The sequence below is a fragment of the Sorangium sp. So ce119 genome (assembly GCF_051524405.1).
Taxonomy (GTDB): Bacteria; Myxococcota_A; Polyangia; order Polyangiales; family Polyangiaceae; genus Sorangium; species Sorangium cellulosum_G.
In genome coordinates this window covers 689,971-709,044 of record NZ_CP150311.1, presented here as the reverse complement: position 1 = coordinate 709,044, position 19,074 = coordinate 689,971, and the positions used below count along the sequence as shown (strand labels likewise).

The 19,074-nt window shown below is 72.9% G+C and carries 12 protein-coding genes; 9 read left to right on the top strand and 3 right to left on the bottom strand.

Annotated elements, in window-relative coordinates; all coding sequences use genetic code 11:
• Positions 1-293: 293 nt before the first annotated feature.
• Positions 294-1,676 (bottom strand): DUF1552 domain-containing protein, encoded by a 1,383-nt coding sequence (locus tag WME76_RS47025; protein WP_437962741.1) that lies wholly within the window; start codon positions 1,674-1,676, stop codon positions 294-296.
• On the bottom strand, positions 1,676-3,391 hold the full coding sequence (locus tag WME76_RS47020; RefSeq protein WP_437962740.1) for a DUF1592 domain-containing protein: 1,716 nt from the start codon (positions 3,389-3,391) through the stop codon (positions 1,676-1,678). The genes WME76_RS47025 and WME76_RS47020 overlap by 1 nt, the downstream gene beginning before the upstream one ends.
• A gap of 301 nt (positions 3,392-3,692) precedes the next feature.
• On the opposite strand from WME76_RS47020, the gene WME76_RS47015 reads away from it, so the two are divergent.
• The 3 genes from WME76_RS47015 to WME76_RS47005 all read left to right on the top strand — a co-directional run bounded on the left by WME76_RS47015 (position 3,693) and on the right by WME76_RS47005 (position 8,203).
• Complete coding sequence (locus WME76_RS47015) at positions 3,693-4,604, top strand: hypothetical protein (protein WP_437962739.1); 912 nt, start codon at positions 3,693-3,695, stop codon at positions 4,602-4,604.
• The gene (locus WME76_RS47010) at positions 4,594-6,618 is read left to right on the top strand and encodes a nucleotide-binding protein (protein WP_437962738.1); all 2,025 of its coding nucleotides are present in this window, start codon (positions 4,594-4,596) and stop codon (positions 6,616-6,618) included. The genes WME76_RS47015 and WME76_RS47010 overlap by 11 nt, the downstream gene beginning before the upstream one ends.
• A gap of 283 nt (positions 6,619-6,901) precedes the next feature.
• Positions 6,902-8,203 carry a glycosyltransferase family 4 protein gene (locus WME76_RS47005; RefSeq protein ID WP_437962737.1) on the top strand — a complete coding sequence of 434 codons (1,302 nt, stop codon included), beginning with the start codon at positions 6,902-6,904 and terminating at the stop codon, positions 8,201-8,203.
• Between the two features lie 58 nt (positions 8,204-8,261).
• On the opposite strand, the gene WME76_RS47000 is transcribed toward WME76_RS47005, so the two are convergent.
• Positions 8,262-9,848 carry a serine/threonine-protein kinase gene (locus WME76_RS47000; protein ID WP_437962736.1) on the bottom strand — a complete coding sequence of 529 codons (1,587 nt, stop codon included), beginning with the start codon at positions 9,846-9,848 and terminating at the stop codon, positions 8,262-8,264.
• Positions 9,849-10,024: 176 nt separating this feature from the next.
• Between WME76_RS47000 and WME76_RS46995 the strand changes: the two genes are divergently transcribed.
• The 6 genes from WME76_RS46995 to WME76_RS46970 all read left to right on the top strand — a co-directional run bounded on the left by WME76_RS46995 (position 10,025) and on the right by WME76_RS46970 (position 18,968).
• Entirely contained in the window at positions 10,025-10,621 is a 597-nt protein-coding gene (locus WME76_RS46995) for a DNA-3-methyladenine glycosylase I (protein ID WP_437962735.1), read from the top strand.
• A 4-nt stretch (positions 10,622-10,625) separates the two neighbouring features.
• Complete coding sequence (locus tag WME76_RS46990) at positions 10,626-11,627, top strand: glycosyltransferase family protein (RefSeq protein WP_437962734.1); 1,002 nt, start codon at positions 10,626-10,628, stop codon at positions 11,625-11,627.
• Between the two features lie 296 nt (positions 11,628-11,923).
• The gene (locus WME76_RS46985; RefSeq protein ID WP_437962733.1) at positions 11,924-13,513 is read left to right on the top strand and encodes a glycosyltransferase; all 1,590 of its coding nucleotides are present in this window, start codon (positions 11,924-11,926) and stop codon (positions 13,511-13,513) included.
• A 152-nt stretch (positions 13,514-13,665) separates the two neighbouring features.
• Positions 13,666-16,299, top strand: a complete 2,634-nt coding sequence (locus WME76_RS46980) for an efflux RND transporter permease subunit (RefSeq protein WP_437962732.1) — start codon at positions 13,666-13,668, stop codon at positions 16,297-16,299.
• Positions 16,296-17,507: a glycosyltransferase gene (locus WME76_RS46975; RefSeq protein WP_437962731.1), complete on the top strand. Its 1,212-nt coding sequence runs from the start codon at positions 16,296-16,298 to the stop codon at positions 17,505-17,507. Before WME76_RS46980 ends, WME76_RS46975 begins: the two co-directional genes overlap by 4 nt.
• A 12-nt stretch (positions 17,508-17,519) precedes the next feature.
• Entirely contained in the window at positions 17,520-18,968 is a 1,449-nt protein-coding gene (locus WME76_RS46970; protein WP_437962730.1) for a GuaB1 family IMP dehydrogenase-related protein, read from the top strand.
• Positions 18,969-19,074 lie beyond the last annotated feature (106 nt).

Genomic DNA, 19,074 nt, shown 5'->3' with positions numbered 1-19,074 from the left:
CGCATCCGGCGAGCGGCTGGAGCGAGGCGAGGAGCGCGGAGATGGCGAACAGCGAATGTAGGCTACGGCGGGGCGCTATCATGGCGGATGGGCAAATAGAGTATTCTAGCCCACCCGCTGCCGCCTAGACCCACGCCCGAAATCCGCGCAATCGCTCCTGACGCGCGGATTTCACCGTTTCACGGCGGTCACCGGATCGACGCCGGCGGCCTGACGGAACCCCGGGCGGCTCCACGGCATCCGGCCCGGCGGCTCACTGCGCGCACCCCATGGCGCGCCCTCGATCCACCTCGTCAGCTCGTCAGTCCCGTGAGCGGCCCGGTGCAGTAGTCCGGGTCGCCGAACGACGCGGCGTCGACGCCCATCGCCTGGAGCAGCGAGACGAGCAGGTCGTTGTGCCCGACCTGCTTTTGCTGCGAGACGAAGCGGCCCGTCTTGAAATGGCCGCCGCCGCTCCCGGCGAGCACGTAGGGGATGTTCTGGCGCAGGTGATTGCCGTCGGCGTGCTCGTTCGTCCAGAAGATCACCGTGTTGTCGAAGACCGAGCCGTTCCCCTCCGGCATGCTCTTCAGCTTCGCGATCAGGTACGCGAGCTGCTCGGCGTAGAAGCGGCTGATCATCGTGAGCCGCTTTCGGTTCGCCGGGTCGGCGTAGCCGTTGTGCGCCATCGGGTGGTGGCCCTCGGTGATGTCGGGGCCGAGGAAGCTCAGCACCTTCGTCGTCGCCGAGTTCGTGAACTGGAGGCTCACGACCCGCGTCAGATCGCACGCGAGCGCCATCGCCATGAGATCGAGCTGGAGCCGCGTGATCTCGGGCATGTTCGCGACCTTGTCGGGGTCGACGTCCGGCGTCAGCGCCGGCTCCGCGCACGCCGCGGAGGTCGGGGCCACGCCGCGGTCGAGGCGCGACGCGATGTCCTCCACCGACGCGAGGTGCCCCGCGAGCTTCTCCTGATCCGCGGCGCCGAGCCGCCGCTGCAGCCGCTTGTAGTCGGCGGCCACCTTGTCGAGCACCGCCCGGCGCTGCTCCGTCTTCCGCGTCGTCGCCTCCGGCGCGACGGAGAAGTCCGAGAAGAGCCGGTCGAACGCGGCGTACGGGCTGTTCTCCGGCGGCAGCGGCTGCGCCGGGCCGCGGTACGAGATGCGCGCGCCCACGTTCGCCCCGTAGACGAGCACGCCGAGCTCCAGCGAGAGGAACTTCGTCCTCGTGCCGATGTGGTTCGCGATCTCCTGGTCGACCGAGATGCCGTCGGCCCAGCCGCACGACAGCCCGGCGTCGCCGGGGAAGTCGCCCTCCTGCATCGCGCGCGCGGTCAGGCACTGCCCCGTGCCCTTCTGGTGCGCGTCGCCCGGCCCCACCAGCGCCGAGAGCGCGCTCACGTTGCCGAGGACGAGGAGGTCCTCGTTGTGGTCCTTGAGCGGCGCGAGGATCGGCGACAGCTCCTCGCCGTTCTGGAACTGCGTCGACGACGGCCAGAAGTCCGGCGGGACGGTGCCGTTCGGCGTGTAGAGGACGACGAAGCGCTTCGGGAACTCGGCCCCGAGCGAGGCGCGCCCCGTCTCCTCCGACGGGGCGAACCGCTTCGAGCAGCCCATCACCTCGAGGAACGGCAGCGCGAGCGCCGCGCCGCCGAGGCCCCGGAGCGCGGCGCGGCGGCTGAGTCGGAACGGCTTCATCACGGCTCTCCTTCTGCGGCGCCCTCGGCGCTCGGTGCGACGATCACGCGGCGGTAGCGGAACGCGTCGGTCTGGGTGAGCGCGACCAGCAGCGCCTTGATGTTGTATCCCGACGCCTCGAACGCCTGCGTCGCCTGCGACAGGCTGCAGGCGTCCTCGCCCTGCTCGGCGCGGCCGTGGCCGAAGCGGAACCACTGCTTCACCACGCACGCCCGCACCTGCTCGCTGTCCGCGAGCCGGTGCGCGAGCTCGACCGCCCCGTCGAACGGGCCGTCGACGTCGGTCTGCGTCAGCTCGCCGCTCGCGTCGACCGGGATGCCGTTCTCGGCGTCCCGCCAGCGGCCGAGCGCGTCGTAGTGCTCGAAGCCGAACCCGATCGGATCGAGCAGCGCGTGGCAGCTCCTGCAGCCCGGATCCGAGACGTGCTGCGAGAACTGCTCGCGCGTCGTCTTCGTCGGGTCGACCGTGGGCGGCTCCGGCACGACGTCGGGCGGCGGCGGCGGGATCTGGCAGAGCAGGCTCTGGCGCACCCACCGGCCGCGGTGCACCGGCGACGACCGGTTCGGCTTCGCGTAGAGCGACAGCAGCCCGGCGTGCGTCACGAAGCCGGCGCGCTGCGACGGATCGAGCGCGACCCGCTCGAACGCCTCGCCCCGCGGCCCGCCCTCGACGCCGTAGAACTCGGCGAGCTCCCGGTTCATCATCGAGTAAGGCGCCGTGAACAGCGTGGTCACGCTCGCGTCCTCCTCGAAGATCGCGTGGTCCAGGAACGCCTCGGTCTCGGCCTGGAACAGCGACAAGAGCTCGTCCCGGTACTCGGGGTAGAGCTCCGGATCCTTCCCGCCCGCGGCCACCTCGTCGATCTTCGCGAGCCCGAGCCACTGGCGGTGGAAGTTCTTCACGGCCTCGCGCGCCCGCGGGTCCTCCAGCATGCGCCGCGCCTGCGCCTCGATCTCGGCGGCGGTGCCGAGCGCGCCCCGCTCGGCGGCGGTGAAGAGCGCGTCGTCGGGCATCGTGCCCCAGAGCAGGTACGAGAGCCGCGAGGCGACCTCGTACGAGGTGAGCGGCACGACGTCGCCCTCGACCGGATCGGGCATGCCGAGCTCGACGCGGTACAGGAAGTGCGGCGACTGGAGCATCGCCTGGACGACGAGCGAGAGCCCTGTCGACGCGGCGTCGGGCGCGTCGGCGGGCGCGTCACCGAGCGCGAGCCCGCGCTGGAAGAGCGCCACGAGCTCGTCGACCTCGTCCTCGGCGAGCGGCCGGCGGAACGCCCGCTTGCCCAGCGAGGCGACGAGCGCCGCGATCTCCTCGCGGCAGGCGGCGCCCCCCGCGGCCTCTCGGCACGCGGGCGCCTCGCCGAGCAGCTTGCCGGCCGCGCGCTCCGCGATGCCCTCGGCCGCGGTCATGTACTGCTCGGCGAGCAGCGGGCTCACCACGAGCGCCGCCGCCTGGTTGTTGAAGCCGAGCGACTCCTCTTCCGGCACGAAGCCCCGCGCGGGGCGGCTGTCGTCGCCGAGCAGATCGGCGATCGTGTTGTCGTACTCCACGCGCGTCATCCGTCGGAGCGGCGACTCGCCGGGCTCGATCGCGGTGCACAGCGGGGCGGTCGCCTCGCCGTCTCCGTCGTGCGCGGGCAGATCGCCGAACTGACCTGAGCAGGACGCGAGGAGGAGCAGGCCGATGGGCCAGCGGAGAGCTCGTGGTTCAGCCATGATGCCTCGTCGGCGAGCGCGCGCTGGGGCCGAACGCGGGCGGTTCACCCGCTTCATGCAGCGCGCGGCGCGTGGAGCGCGCCCCCTCGCCATCATGCAGCGAGCGTATTGCAATCCGCTGCTCCGGGATAGGCGCCTCGTGGAAAAAGACGTCGAAGAGACGTCGAATCGAGTGGGAGCTCGGGGCCGATGGGTTCATCCCGTATGCCCGGGTCTTACCGCCGACTCCGGTCGACGCGGACTCCGTCCCTCCAAGGCGGCGCTCGACCGCGGACGCAAAGAGCGCTTATGCTCCCGCCCAATGCAAAGGCGAACGCTCGCCTCTCCTGTCTTGCGCGCCGGTGCTCTGCGCGCCGCGCGCCGCGCGCCGCGCCGCTCGGCGGCCGCGCTGGCCGTCGCTGCGCTCGCGGTCCCGGCGCCCGCGCTCGCCCAGAGCGCCGCGGCGCCCCTCGATGAACGCTCGGAGCGGAAGGAGGGTGACGGTCGTCCGCCGTCCGTCGGCACCGAGCTCTTCAGCGCGGGTGTCGATCTCGAGATCGCCGGTCGCACGCTGTCGTATAGCGATCTGCTCTCCGAGAACCTCCGCACCTACAGCGTGCTCGGCGCGTTCATGCCCTCTGTCCGCGGCGAGCTGTACCCGCTCGCGCGCGGCGCGCTCCCGGTGCTGCGCGACCTCGGCGTCGCGCTCTCGTACGCCCGCGCCGTCGGCCTCGACTCGACGGGCGCCGGGGGAGCGAGCCTGTCGACGTCCTGGAGCCGGCTGCACGCCGGCCTCAAGGGCCGATTCCGTCCAGCGGGACAGCGCGGGCCGGTCCTGTCCGCGACCGGCGGACTCTGCTGGATCGACTTCGATGTGGCGTCGGCGGACGACCCGTCGCGCGACGCCGCCTCGGTCTCTTATGTCACGTTGCGCCTCGGCCTCGACGGACGCGTGCCCGTCGGTCCTGTCGCGCTCGAGGCGGGGGCGGGCTACCAGGCGCCGCTCTCGACGGGCGGGCTCGCGTCGTATTTCCGCGCGCCGAGCGCCGGCGGCGTCGACCTCCGCCTCGCTGTCGCGGTCCCGTTCGCGCCGGGGCTCGAGGCGCGCGCCGGCGCGTCCTACACGCGCTTCTTTTACGATTTCGACTCCGAGCCTGGCGACCCGTACGTCGCGGGCGGGGCGCTCGACCAGCTCTTCGGTGTTCACCTGGGGGTCGCTTATCATGGGTACTGACGTTCGCGAGCGGCGCCCGGCGCGCGCCGCGCTCCGGCTCCGCCGCGGCCTCTGGACGGCGGCCGCGCTCGCCGCGCCGGCGCTGCCGCTGCTGCTCGCGGCCTGTCCGGGGACGATCGAGGACAAGGAGCGGTTCAGGCCGCGCGACGGCGGCCCGGAGGACGTCGCGTGCGCCGACGTGCCGACGGTGTTCGCCGAGCGGTGCGGGGGCGCGAGCTGCCACGGGCCGGGCGAGCCCGCGGCCGCCCTCGACCTCGTCACGCTCGGCGTGGACGCCCGCGTCGCCGGCCGCCCGGCCCAGAGCTGCGCCGGGGTGCTCGCCGACCCCGATCGACCCGAGGAGAGCGTGCTCTACGTGAAGCTCACGGAGGCGCCGTCGTGCGGCGCGCGCATGCCGCTCGGCGCGGCGCCGTACTCGCCCGCCGAGCTCGCGTGCGTCGCCGCCTGGATCGCGGAGCTCACGCCGGCCGCGTGCAGCGGCCCCGACTGCGGCTGCCCCGGCTGCGTGTGCGCGCCGGGCGCGCAGGAGGCGTGTTACACGGGCCCGGACGGGACGCGCGGCGTCGGGCGCTGCGCGGCCGGCGCGCGCACCTGCAACGCCGAGGGCACGTCCTGGGGCCCCTGCGCCGGGGAGGTCCTGCCCGCCTTCGACGCGTGCGACACGCCCGATGACGAGGACTGCGACGGCGTCATGCCCGCCTGCGAGGACGTGTGGAGCCGCGGCTTCGGCGACCCGAACGGCCAGTATGCCCGGTCCGTCGCGTTCGACGCGGACGGCAATGTGCTCGTCGCCGGCCAGCTCGAGGGCACGGTCGACTTCGGCGGGGGCCCGCTCGTCGCGACGGGCTCGGGCGCCGACGCGTTCGTGGCGAAATTCGACAGGTTCGGCACGCACCTCTGGAGCAAGCGGTTCCCGGGCGAGGGCAACCAGTTCGCGATGGCGATCGAGGTCGACCCGAGCGGCGACGTCGTCGTGGCGGGGCGCGCCTTCGGCAGCGTCGACTTCGGCGGCGGCGAGCTCGCGTCGCGCGGGAGCGACGACGTCTTCGTCGCCAGGCTCGACCGCGACGGCGAGCACCTCTGGAGCAGGATCATCGGCGGGACCGGCGCGGATCGCTGCGACCGCATCGCCATCGGCCCGTCGGGCGACGTCCTCGTGGCCGGCGGCTTCCACGGCGACGTCGACTTCGGCGCCGGCGCGCTCGAGAGCGCCGGCATGCGCGACGCCTTCGTCCTCGGGCTCGACCCCGACGACGGCCGCACGCGCTTCGCCGTGCGCGCCGGCGGCCCGGGCGACGACTACGCCCACGCGATCGCGGCGGACGCGACCGGCGATATCGTCGTCGCGGGCCATTTCTCCGGCGCCATCGACCTCGGCGTCGGGCAGCTCGAGAGCGCGGGGCTCTCCGACGTCTTCGTCGCCAGGCTCGGCCCTTCCGGCGACGCCATCTGGAGCGCGCGGTTCGGCGGCGCCGAGGCCGACGAGGCCCACGACGTCGCGGTGCACCAGGCCACGGGCGACGTGGTGCTCACGGGCACGTTCGCGTCGACCATCGACCTCGGCGGCGGACCGCTCGAGAGCGCCGGCGGGCGCGACCTCTTCGTCGCCCGGCTCTCCGGCGCCGGAGAGCACCTGCTCGGCCGGCGCTTCGGCGACGAGGAGGATCAGCTCCTCACCGACTTCGAGACCGGCGCGCGCGCGAGCGCCGCCGTGGACGAGGCCGGCAACGTCCTTCTCGCGGGGCCGCTCTTCGGCTCGGCCGACTTCGGCGGCGGCGCGCTGACGAGCCGCGGCAAGACCGACGTGTACCTGGTCAAGCTCGGCCCCTCGGGCGACCACCTGTTCAGCTCGCTCTTCGGCGACGTCCAGACGCAGGTCGGCCTCGACGTCGCGGCGGGCTCAGGCGCGAGCGTGCTGCTCGCCGGCCGCTTCTACGGCAGCATCAGCTTCGGCCAGGGGCAGCTCTCGGGCGCGGGGCAGGGCGACGCGTTCGTCGCGAAACTTTCGCTGTAGCGCCCCATTGTAAATTTGGCGCTTTGTTGTACAAAAGCGTTGTCCACGGAATCGGCGCAACGGCAGAGCCCGTCCTGCTTGTGCCAATATGCCTCGCCTGAGGCAGCGTGGCCTTCGCTTGCTGTCCATATCGCCTCGATTGCTCCTCTTCTCGCTCGGTTTCCAGCTTCTCCGCGGTGGCACGCTCTCTGCTCGGTGAGGTGCGACCGTGCGGCGAATGCCGCGCACCCCCTATCGGAGAAGGCCTGTCGAGCCAAGCGGGCGAGTCCGGAGGAGCAGAGGTATGCGCATCCTGCTTATCACCAAGATCTTCCCGAACGCGATGAACCCTGGCCAGGCGCCGTTCAACCGGCGCCAGTTCGCGGCGCTGTCGCGTTACTGCGATATCGACGTCTTCGCGACGATCCCCTGGTTCCCCGGGGCCTCCAGGTTCTCCAAGTGGTCAGTCTCGAACGACGCGCCTCGCGAGGAGATCATCGAGGGATTGCCGGTGCGACACCCGCGCTTCCTCTACCTGCCGAAGGTGGCGCCCTACCTGAACGGCCCGCTCTATGCGGCCTCGATGCTCTTCGAGCTCGCGCGGCACCACCCGGCGCCGGACGTCATCGTCGGCTCGTTCGCCTACCCGGACGGCTTCGCCGCGGTGTGCCTGGCGGAGCTGCTCGGCGTCCCCGCGGTCGTCAAGGTGCACGGCTCGGACATCGACGTGCTCTCGCAGCAGCCGGCGGTGAGGCCGGCGCTGGAGTGGGGGCTCCGGCGCGCGACCCGCGTCGTCGCCGTGAGCAAGCAGCTCAAGGAGGGCGTCCACGCGCTCGGCGTGCCGCGCGATCGCATCGACGTGGTGATGAACGGCGTCGATCGCACCATGTTCCGGCCGCGGGACCGGGGCGAGGCCCGCGCTGCCCTGGGCCGCTCACCGGACCGCCGCCTGCTGCTCTACGTCGGTCACCTGCTCCGCGACAAGGGCGCGCTCGACGCGATCGCCGCCTTCGAGCGGCTCGCCCCGGCGCACCCGGACGTCGACCTCGTGCTGGTCGGGAGCGGCGCCGACGAGCAGGCCTGCAAGGCGGCGGCGGAGCGGCTCGGCCATCGCGTGCTGCTCACGGGGCGCCTGCCGCATGACCAGGTGGCGCGCTGGGTCGCCGCGTGCGACGCGCTGGTCCTGCCGAGCCACCACGAGGGGACGCCCAACGTCGTCATCGAGTCGCTCGCGTCCGGCCGCCGCGTCGTCGCGACGAACGTCGGCGGCATCCCCGACGTGCTGAGCAGCCCCGCGCTCGGCGAGCTCGTCGCGCCCGGCGACCTGCCCGCCCTGGCCGAGGCCATGTCGCGCGCGGCCCACGCGCCGTACGATCCCGAGCGGATCGTCTCGCTCGCCGGGTGCAAGGGGTGGGACGAGAGCGCGCGCGCGTTCTACAACTCGATCCTCGCGGCGCGGGGCGAGCGCCCCGTGGCGGTCCCGGCGACGGAGATGCGCCCGGTGCTCCAGCTCGACGGCGCGCCCCCCTCGTCCAGGCGGTGGGCGCCTCCGCCCGCGTCGCGGCGGTTCCCCGAGGCCACGCAGCTCGGCGTCGGCCAGGCCTGATCAGGGCTCGAACCGGGCCTGGGGGAGCGCGGCGCCGCGCGCTCCTCCAGGCCTCTTCTCACGCCGCCGACGCGGCCTTGTCCGGCCGCAGGCGCACGGTGGGCCCAGGGTCCGGGGGCGGCGGCTCGCCGCGCGGCATCGCGGCGCGCGCCGCCCAGAAGCTCCGCGCGTCCTCCGCCGTCCACGGCGGCGTCGGCGCGCACGCGTCGAGCGCCGCCAGGAGCTCGCGCGCGCTCTGGTAGCGGTCGCCGGGCTTCTTGGCGAGGCACCGCATCACGACCTCTTCCAGCTCCGACGAGAGCGGCCACGGCGCGCGGAGCGACGGCGGGATCGGCGGCATCGTCAGGTGCGAATAGACGAGCTTGCCGAAGCTCCGCCCGTCGAAGGGGGCCACCCCGGTCAGCAGGAAATAGAGCGTCACCCCGAGCGAGTAGATGTCGCTGCGCGCGTCGATGGGGCCCGCGGAGATCATCTCCGGGGACATGTAGGTCGGCGTCCCCTTGATCACGCCGACGTCCGTCATGGTCGCGTCTCCCTCGAGGGTCACCTGCTTGGCGATCCCGAAGTCGAGCACCTTGAGCACGTCGTGCTCGTCGCCGACGCGCGTGATGTAGAGGTTGTGCGGCTTGATGTCGCGGTGGATGACGCCCGCGTCGTGCGCCTCCGCCAGCGAGAGGCAGGCCTGCCGCGCGAAGTGCGCGGCGCGGGCGGGGGGCATCGGGCCGTGATCGCGCACGAGGGTGGCGAGATCCGCGCCGGCCAGGTGCTCCATCGCGATGTAGAAGATGCCGTCGCTGCTCGCCCCGAAATCGAAGATCCGGATCGTGTGCGGCGACGTGAGCCGGCTCGTCGCGCGCGCCTCGCGCTCGAAGCTGCGCACCTCGCCCTCCGACTTGCTCTCGCTGCGGAGCAGCTTCAGCGCCACGTCGCGGCGGAGCGACTCGTCCCAGGCGAGCCACACCTCGTTCTGCCCGCCCCGGCCGACCGGCGCCACGAGCCGGTAGCGGCCGAGCTTGCGGGCCTCGTAGACCTGCTGGCGCGCCGACCAGAGGCCGTGGCTCGCCGCCGACACGAGGGTCGCGGTGGCGAGCACGAAGATGTAGTTGCACGCGAAGACCACGAGCGACCGCTGCGACGACCACTGCTCCGCGAGCGCCGGGTCGAGCGACGCCCCCGCGCCCATGATGATCGGGAAGCTGAGCGCCACCGGGAGCGTCATCCGGAGCGAGCGGGTGAAGTGCGTGGGCAGGATCGTCGCGTCGACGAGCATCACGATCGAGAGCCCGTGCATGTAGTTCCAGGTGAGATCCCCGAACTCCAGGGCCATCACCGAGATCAGCCCCCCCGTGCTCCAGACCGCGAAGACGTGCGCCGCGTCGAGCAGCTCGGCCGAGGTCTGCTCGCGCCGGGCGAGGAGGTAGAGCCAGAGCAGGATCACCTCGCCGAGCAGCCGGTAGAGCAAGAGCCGCGCGATCGAGGCGCTCGGGAAGACCGCCACCACAACGAACACGTCGAGCGCCGCGAATGTGGGCCAGGTCACGAGCGCTGTGGGCAGGCCCCGGGCCATCGCGCGGCGCTCTTCGATCGCCTCGGCGCCGCGAAACCCCTGCGATCCCGACGGATGAAAGCTGCTCGAGGCGGTCATGTGCGGCGCGGCCCAGGGGGCATTGGAGCGCTGCGCTGGCGGGGAGTCAAAGCGCACGTCGCGCGATGGTGCGGGCGGGAACGATGGAGAACGATGGGGAGCGACGGGGAACGACGGGGAACGACGGGGAACGACGGGAGGTCACGCGCAGGGGCGGGCTGCTACAGTGGCGCCCGATGCCGGAGCGATGCGCGTGGGTGACCGCCGATCCCGACTACGTCGCCTACCATGACGAGCAGTGGGGCGTGCCGCTGCACGACGACCGGGCGCTCTTCGAGATGCTGATCCTCGAGGGCGCGCAGGCGGGGCTGAGCTGGCTCACCGTGCTGCGCAAGCGGGCGGCGTACCGCGAGGCGTTCGCGGGCTTCGACCCGTCGCGCGTCGCCCGCTTCACGCCGGCGCGCGTCGAGCAGCTCCTCGCGAACCCCGGGATCGTGCGCAACCGGCTCAAGGTCGAGTCGGCGGTCAACAACGCGCGCCGCTTCCTGGAGGTGCAGCGCGAGCACGGCAGCTTCGACGCGTACCTCTGGGGCTTCGTCGGCGGGGCGCCCGTCGTGAACGCCTTCCGGTCGCCCGCGGAGGTCCCCGCGAAGACGGCGATCTCGGACGCGCTCAGCAAGGATCTCGTGCGCCGCGGCTTCAAGTTCGTCGGCTCGACGATCTGCTATGCGCTCATGCAGGCGACCGGGATGGTCAACGATCACCTCGTGAGCTGCTTTCGCCACGGGCAGGTGCTCTCGGGCGCGCGCGGCCGGGGCGCCGCGGGGAGGTAGGCTCGTGGCGAGGATCGGCTACTACGTCCACGGGCGGGGGCGCGGGCACGCGAGCCGCGCGCTCGCGGTCACGCGGGCCCTCCGCGAGCGCGGCCACGAGCTCAGGATCTACGGCGGCGGCCAGGCGGCGGAGCAGCTCGGCGCGCTGCCGGAGCACCGCCCCGTGCGGTACATCGCTCGAGGCCTCGGCGGCGCCGTCGAGGTCCCCCGCCGCGTGGCGAAGGACCTCGTCGAGCAGGCGCGCTTCCGGCCCGACGTCATCGTGAGCGACGGCGATCTCCCCTCGCTGCTCGCCGCGCGCGCGCTCGCGATCCCCGCGATCGCGATCGGCCACGACCTCGTCTTCTCGCGCTGCCGGCTGCCCGAGGGGCTGCCGCGCCTGCGGGTGCTCGCGTGCCGCCAGACGACGTGGGCCTCGAGCCGGGCGCGCCACGCGGTCGCCGTCCACTTCCTGCCCATCGAGCCCGGGACGCCGGGCACCCTCGTCGCGCGCCCGGAGCGCCGGCCGCCGCCCGCGGGCGCCGCGGCCCACGTCGAGGCCGGGGCCGTCGTCTGCTACTTCAGCGAGTACGACGCGCGCGGCATGCTCGAGCGCGTCGCGGGCGCCGGTCGGCGTGTCATCGCGTTCGGCGCCCCCGGCCTCGACGTGCCCGGCGTGCTGGCGCGGCCGTTCGATGCCGGCGCGTTCCTCGCCCACCTCGAGGCCGCATCCGCGGTCGTGACCACCGCCGGCAGCAACGTCCTCGCCGAGTGCGTGCTCGCCGGGAAGCCGGTGCTGGCGCTCCACGACGAGCGCCATCACGAGCAGACGCTCAACGCGCTCCTCGCCGAGCGCGCCGGCGTCGCGGTCGCGAGCTCGTTCTCCGCGTTCACGCCGGCCACCGTGGCGCGCTTCTTCGATCGCGTGCGCGCAGGCGACTTCGCGCGCGTCGACCTCGCGGGCGCGCTCCCTGATGTGCCGTCGGCCGCGCTCGCCATGCTCGACGAGGCGCGCCGGGTCGCCTAGGTGCATCGCCGCGTTCGCACCTCGCGCCGCGGTTGCGTGTGGCGTCCCGGGCACAAGGTTTGCTAAACGTCCGGCGACCCCGCGACCCCGCGACCCGGCGGCGCGGCGACCCGGCGACCTGACGATTCGGACTGAAGAGGCGAGGAATGGGCTGCCGTGGCCAGCAGCAGGCCGCGCTCGAGGGGCGCGGAGAGACACGGCCGCAAGAGGCGCGACACGAACGTCATATCGCCCATCGCGCCGCGCGCGCCGGTCCTTGACGACGGTCTGCGCCGCTTCTCGAAGGAGCAACGAAGATGACCATGGATGCAATTCGGCCGCTCGGTGACCCCCGGAGCGATCGCGCACAGCACGAGGCGATCGCGTCGACGCGCCACATTCCATCGGCGGGATCGGCGCGGGGAGGGCATTCCTTCGCCCGGCCGCACGCGGCGATTCCCGAGAATCCCTTCGCTGCCCTCTCCGGAGCCAACGGGCGGCCGCTCAAGGTCGCCATCCTCAGCGACTTCACGCGCATTCCTTACGCGAACGGGGCGGTCTTCCAGACGCGGGCCCTGTATCGGGCGCTCAACACCTGTGGTCATCAGGCAACACTGATCGGACCCCGGGATCCGGACGCCTCGGCCGACGAGATGCCCCCCGGCACCATCGCCCTGCCCAGCGTGCCGCTGCGCACCTACCCCGGGGTGCACCTGCCGATGCCCCTGGAGTCCTACGTTTTCGATCCGATGCGGTGGGATTTCGACATCTGCTTCGCCCAGACCACGACGCTCCTCGTCGAGTTCGGCATCTGGCTGCGCAAGATGCGCGGCACCCCGCTGCTCTGCGTGAACACGACGCACCTCGCGGCCGCGTACGACGTGCTGCTGCCGGAGCGCATCTCCCGGATCGGCGCGGTCCACACGGTGCTCCACAAGACGCTCCGCGCGCCGATGGAGCGGCTCTTCGTCGACCTCTACAACCAGGGCGACGGGCTCGTCGTGCTGAGCGAGGGTCTGCGCGACTACTGGCGCGACCGGGGCGTGAAGGTGCCGATCCACGTCATCCCGCGGATGGTGCCGGAGGACGTGTTCGATCGCTCGCTCGGCCCCGACCCGTACGCGCCGCTGCTCGAGGAGCGCGGGCTCGACGTGCGCGGCCCGCGCTTCGTCTGCGCCGGGCGGCACACCCGCGAGAAGTCGCAGCACCGCCTCATCCGCATCTTCGCCGAGCACATCGCGCCGAACCACCCGCAGGCGACGCTCACGCTCGTCGGCGACGGGCCGGACAGCGCGGCGTACGCGGCGCTGGCGCGGGAGCTCGGCGTCGCCCGGCGGGTGATCTTCACGGGCGAGGTGCCGTACAGCCGCATCTCGGACTACTACCGCCACGCGACCGCCTTCCTGCACGTGTCGCTGAGCGAGACGTTCGGCAACGTCCTCAGCGAGGCGCTCTGGTGCGGCGCGCCGACGGTCGCGTTCGCGGACGGCATGGGCGTGAGCTCGCAGATCCAGAGCGGCCACAACGGCCTGCTGCTCGAGCCGGGCCGCGGCGCCCTCGCGGAGGACAAGGCGAACGCCGCGTTCGCCAACGCCGCGCTCGCGATCGCGCGGGACCCGGCGGCGGCCGCGCGCCTCGGGGGCGCGGCCGCGCAGCGCGCGCGCGAGCGCTCCTCGCCGATCGTCGTGCAGCGGATGCTCGCGAACGCCTTCGTGAACGCGCGCGAGCACGCGGCGCAGTCCGGCATCCGCCCGCTCGTCGAGGGGCCGAAGGCGCTCCAGTGGCTGGAGACTTTCCGGCACTTCCGCTCCTGGGTGGGCTTCACCGGCGGCCTGTTCGCCTTCGGCCACCTGCGCCCGGCCGCGGCGCCGCGGCCGAAGGGGATCCAGCCGTCGTTCTGCGCTTGATCACGCATGATTTGCCCGTGATTTGCAGTCTTGCGCGCGCTCGCGTGATTCGCGCGTGAGAGGCTGCTCGCCGTCGTTCCACGCGCCGCGCGCGTGGTAAGACCTGCCCCGCGCCGGGCCACTCCCCGGCGCCGGCTCGAGGTGTTCTTCGCATGCTCCTCAGGATGATCGGGACGCTCGTCGACTTCAGCGGGCGGCGTCCCTGGCTCGTGATCGGCCTGGCGATCGCCGCCATGGCAGGGCTGTGGACCTACGCGTCGCGGCTCGAGCTGCGCACGGAGCTCCGGGAGCTCCTGCCGAGCGACAGCCCGGCGTTCATGGCCTACGAGCGCCAGGCGAGGCGCGTCGACGGCGGCGCGCAGCTCATCGTGATCGCGGAGTCGCCCGATCGCGGCGCGAACGAGCGGTTCATCGACGCGCTCTCCGAGCAGCTCGAGGAGCCGCTCCGTCACCACCCCGCCCGCGCGGCGTGCCTCGCGGCGTGCGCCGACGACGCGTGCCGCGCCGCGTGCGGTCCGGAGTCGCTCATCCGCTACATGGAGTCCGGCACGAAGGAGGCGCGCCGCTTCTTCGACGAGAACAAGTGGCTCTACGCGAGCGTCCGCGAGCTCGAGCAGGCGGACGAGGCGATCGAGCTCGAGCTCGCCCTGAGGAGCGGCCTCATCGAGGACCTGGACGCCGGCGAGGCCGGCGGCGCGAGCGGGGGCCAGGCGGCGGGGGCGCCGGCCAAGAAGGGCCTGTCGCTCGACGACACGTGGGCGGAGCTCCAGCGGCGGCTGAAGAAGATCGACGAGTTCCCGAGCGGCTACTTCTCGACGCCCGACGGGCGCATGGTCGCCATCCGCATCGTCTCGCGCAGCGCCGGGATGGGCGATCGCAGCGCGGCCCAGCTCCTCGACGACGTGACCGCGCTGGTCGATCGCCTCGGGCCCGCGCAGTTCCACCCGGACATGCAGGTCGGGTACGCGGGCGACATCCCGAACGCGATCGCCGAGCAGAAGTCGCTCGTCAGCGAGGCGGTGTGGGCGACCGTCATCGCGCTGGTGCTGATCCTCGCGGGCGTGGTCGCCTACTACCGCTCGCCCTGGTCGCTGGTCGTGATCGCCCTGCCCACGGCCTTCGGCGCGAGCGCCGGCTACGCGTTCGCGACGGCGACGTACGGCTACGTCAACACGGTCGGCGCGTTCCTCGGGGCGATCATCGTCGGCAACGGGGTCAACTACCCGATCGTGCTCCTGTCGCGGTACCGCGACTTCCGCGCGCGCGGCATGGCGGCGGACGAGGCGCGGCGCGAGGCGGTCGTCAACGCGTTCCGGGCGGAGCTCGTCGGCGCCTGCGTCGCGGCGATCGCCTACGGGTCGCTCACGATCACGCACTTCCGCGGGTTCAGCCAGTTCGGCACGATCGGCTTCGTCGGGATGCTCGCGGTGTGGGCCTCCATCGTGCCGCTCGTGCCCGCGACGCTCGTCGCGATCGAGCGCGTCCAGGCGAGGCTCCCGCGCTGGCTGCGCGATCCGCCGCCGCGCGTCTCGGAGGAGGGCGCCTCGGGGCCCGCGGCGCGGCTGCTCGCGCGCGCGACGAAGCGGTGGCCGGTCGTGATCCTGGCCGTCGCGCCGATCGTCCTGCTCCTCGCGGCGTGGAAGCTCCCCGCGTACCTGAGGGACCCGTGGGAGTACAACTTCGCGCGGCTCGGCTCGAAGAGCTCGCAGCAGAAGGGCGCGGGGAGCTGGTCGCTCAAGGCGTCCGAGGTCTTCGGCGGCAAGATGAACGTCGCGGGCGCGATGATGCTCGCGGACACGCCCGAGCAGGTGCCGGCCATCAAGGCGCAGATCCTGGCGAACGACGCGGCGGACCCGCAGGGGAAGCTCGTGGCCGACGTCGCGACCATCGCCGACCTCCTCCCCGGCACGCCCGAGGAGCAGCGCCGGAAGATCGAGGTCCTGGAGCAGATCCGGAGCCGCTTGACCCCGCGCGTGATGCGCGCGCTGACCCCGGAGGAGCAGGAGCGCGTCCGGCTCATGAAGCCGCCGGAGACCCTGCGCGTGATCACCCCCCAGGACCTGCCGGACCTCATCCGGCGCAGGTTCGAGGAGAACAACGGCGTCGTGGGCACGGTGTTCTACGTGAAGTACAAGAACGACGTCTCGTTCTCGAACGGCAAGAACCTCCTCCGGATGGCGAACACGACCGGCAACATCGTCCTCCCCGACGGCACGCACGTGGTCACGGCGAGCAGGCCGACGGTGTTCGCCGAGATGATCCGGTCGATGGAGCGCGACGGCCCGCTCGCGACGGCGGCGTCCTTCCTGGCCGTCACGATCGTGGTGGTGCTCGCGACCGGCAGCCTGCTCGGCTCGTTCACGGTGCTGTCGTCCCTCGTGCTCGGCGTCCTCGCGACGGCGGTCGCGATGGCCATGCTCGACGTGAAGATCAACTTCCTGAACTTCATCGCGCTCCCGATCACGTTCGGCATCGGCTGCGAGTACCCGTTCAACGTCTTCGACCGCGCGCGGCTGCTCGGCGGCGACGTGTCGCTCGCGCTGAAGCGCTCGGCCGGGCCGGTGGCGCTCTGCAGCTACACGACCGTGCTCGGCTACGGGTCGCTCGTGTTCGCCGACAACCAGGCGCTGAACTCGTTCGGCTGGGTCGCGGTGAGCGGCGAGATCGCGTGCGTGGCGAGCGCCCTCCTGTTCCTCCCGGCGCTGCTGCACGTGATGAACCGCTCGGGGATGCTGCGGGGCGCGTGGAAGGGCGGCCTCCTCTTTCGCGGGAGCGAGCACTCATGAAGATCCTCGACGTCGCGGAGTTCTTCTCGTCGCGCGGGGGCGGCGTGCGGTCGTACCTCGAGGAGCTCGTGCGCCAGGGCAGCCGGCGCGGCCACGAGGTGGTCGTCGTGGCGCCCGGGCCGCGCGACGAGGAGGTAGCGCTCGAGCGGGGGCGCATCGTGCGGGTCGCCGGCCCGCCGATGCCGTACGACCCGACCTACCACGCCCTCCTCCGGCTCGGCGCGGTGCGCGCGATCATCCGCCGCGAGGCGCCCGACGTGCTGCAGGCGAGCGCGCCGTACACGGCCGCGCTCGTCGTCGCGCGCGAGCGCTCGGTCCCGCTCCGCACGTTCGTGTACCACTCCGATCAGATCAGCACGTACGCCGCGCCGCTGCTCGACCGGCTGCGCCCGCGCGCCGTCGCCCGCGCGCTGGAGGGCGCGCTGTTCGCCTGGCCGCGGGCGCTGTCGCGGCGGTTCGACGCGACGATCGCCCCGGGCACGTTCATCGCGGAGCAGCTCCGAGCGCACGGCTGCGAGCGCGTCCACCGCGTCACGTTCGGCGTGCGGCGCGAGTCGTTCGACCCCTCCCGCGCAGACCCGGCGCTGCGGCGGAGCCTGCTCGGCCGGTTCGCGGACGAGCCGTCGGCCGCGCTGCTCCTCGTCGCGTGCCGGCTCGCCGTCGAGAAGCGGGTCGCGCTCGTGATCGACGCGGCGCGGGAGCTCGCGGCGCGGCGCCCCGTGGCGCTGGCGATCCTGGGCGACGGGCCCGAGCGGGCGCGGCTCGAGCGGCGCGCCGCGGCGCTGCCGCAGGTGAGCTTCCTCGGCTTCGCGAAGGACCGCGCCACCTACGCGGCGCTGCTCGCCAGCGCCGACGTCTTCGTCCACGGGGGCGCCGCCGAGACGTTCGGCTTCGTGCTGGGCGAGGCGCTCTGCTCGGGCCTGCCGCTCGTCGTCCCCGCGGCCGGCGCGGCGATGGACTTCGTGAGCCCCGGCGCCGCCGAGACCTACCCGGCGCGCGCCCCGGCCGCCGAGGTCGCCGCCGCGATCGAGCGGGTGCTGCAGCGCCCCCGGGGCGAGCGCGCCGCCGCGGCCCGCGCCGCGGGCGAGCGGCTGCCCGCAAGCGACGACCACTTCGACGCCCTCTTCGCCCTCTACGCGGACCTGCTCGCGCGCGGGCAGGCCGCCGGCGGCGCGGCGGGACGCTCACGACCGCCCCACCACCCCTGATCGGAGCCGCGCATGCGCTTTCTCCACCCCGAGCGTGACGAGAGCCTGGAACTCGCCCTCGAAGACGTGTTCCTGACCCCCGGGTACTTCGCCGGCGGCTCGCGCCTCGACACCGACCTGCGCCCGACGGACTTCCCCGGCGGCTCGCACCCGATCGTCTCGGCGAACATGAACGCGGTCACCGGCAAGCGGATGGCCGAGACGATGGCCCGGTTCGGCGGGCTCGGCGTGCTGCCGCAGGACATGGATCTCGACACGGTCGAGCGCATCGTCCGGCACATCAAGCGCGCCGATCCGCGGTACGACACGCCGCTCTCGGTCTCCCCGCGGGCGACGCTCCGCGACGTGCACGGCATCATCCGGAAGCGGTCGCACGACATGGTCGTCGTGGTCGACGACGAGCGCCGCCCCATCGGCATCGTCACGCACGCCGACCTGCGCAACCGCGACCAGTACACGCCCGCGTCCGCGCTCATGTCGTCGCGCCTCATCACCATCCAGGCCGGCACGCCGAACCGGACGGCGTTCCTGCTGATGGAGGACGCGCGCGTGAAGGCGGTGCCCGTGCTCGACGGCGACGGCCGGCTCCACGGCGTGCTCACGCGCGACGACGCCGTGCGCCTGGAGCTCCTCAGGCCGACGCTCGACGACGGCGGCGAGCTCATGGTCGCCGCGGCGATCGGCATCTCGGCGCAGGCGGCCCAGAGCGCCGCCAGGCTGCTCGAGATCGGCGTCTCCGCGATCGTGCTCGACACGGCGCACGGCCACCAGCGCCGGATGATCGAGGCGATCCGCGCGGTGCGGGGCGCTGTCGGCGGCGCCGCGCCGCTCGTGGCCGGCAACGTCTGCACGGCGGAGGGCACGCGGGAGCTCATCGAGGCGGGCGCGGACATCGTGAAGGTGAACGTCGGCCCCGGCGCGATGTGCACGACGCGCATGCAGACAGGCGCCGGTCGGCCGACGTTCACCTCGGTGCTCGCGTGCGCCCGCGAGGCCGCCCGCCACGGCAAGCGCGTCTGGGCCGACGGCGGCGTCCGGCACCCGCGCGACGTGGCGCTCTACCTCGCCGCCGGCGCCTCGCGCGTCATGGTCGGGACGACGCTCGCCGGCACGTACGAGAGCCCGGGCGACGTGATGGAGGACCGCGAGGGGCTGCTCTACAAGGAGAACTACGGCATGGCGAGCGCCCGCGCCGTCAGCGAGCGCACCGCCGATCTCGACCCGTTCGAGCGCGCCAAGAAGGTCTTCTTCCGCGAGGGCATCTCGACGTCGCGCATCTACATCCAGGAGGGGCGCGAGAGCGTCGGCGCCATCCTCATCGAGATGATCACGGGGGTGCAGTCGGCGTGCACCTACGCCGGCGCGGCGAACCTCGACGAGCTCCACGAGAAGGCCGTCATCGGGGTGCAGACGCTGTCCGGCTACGGCGAGGGCAAGCCGCACGGGCTGGAACGGCGTTGACGCGGCGTTGACGCGGCGTTGAACGCGACGGGCAGCGCGGCGATGACGGAAAGGTGACGTGACATCCACCCGGGCAGCGACAAATCTCCGGCTGCTTACCGTCCGA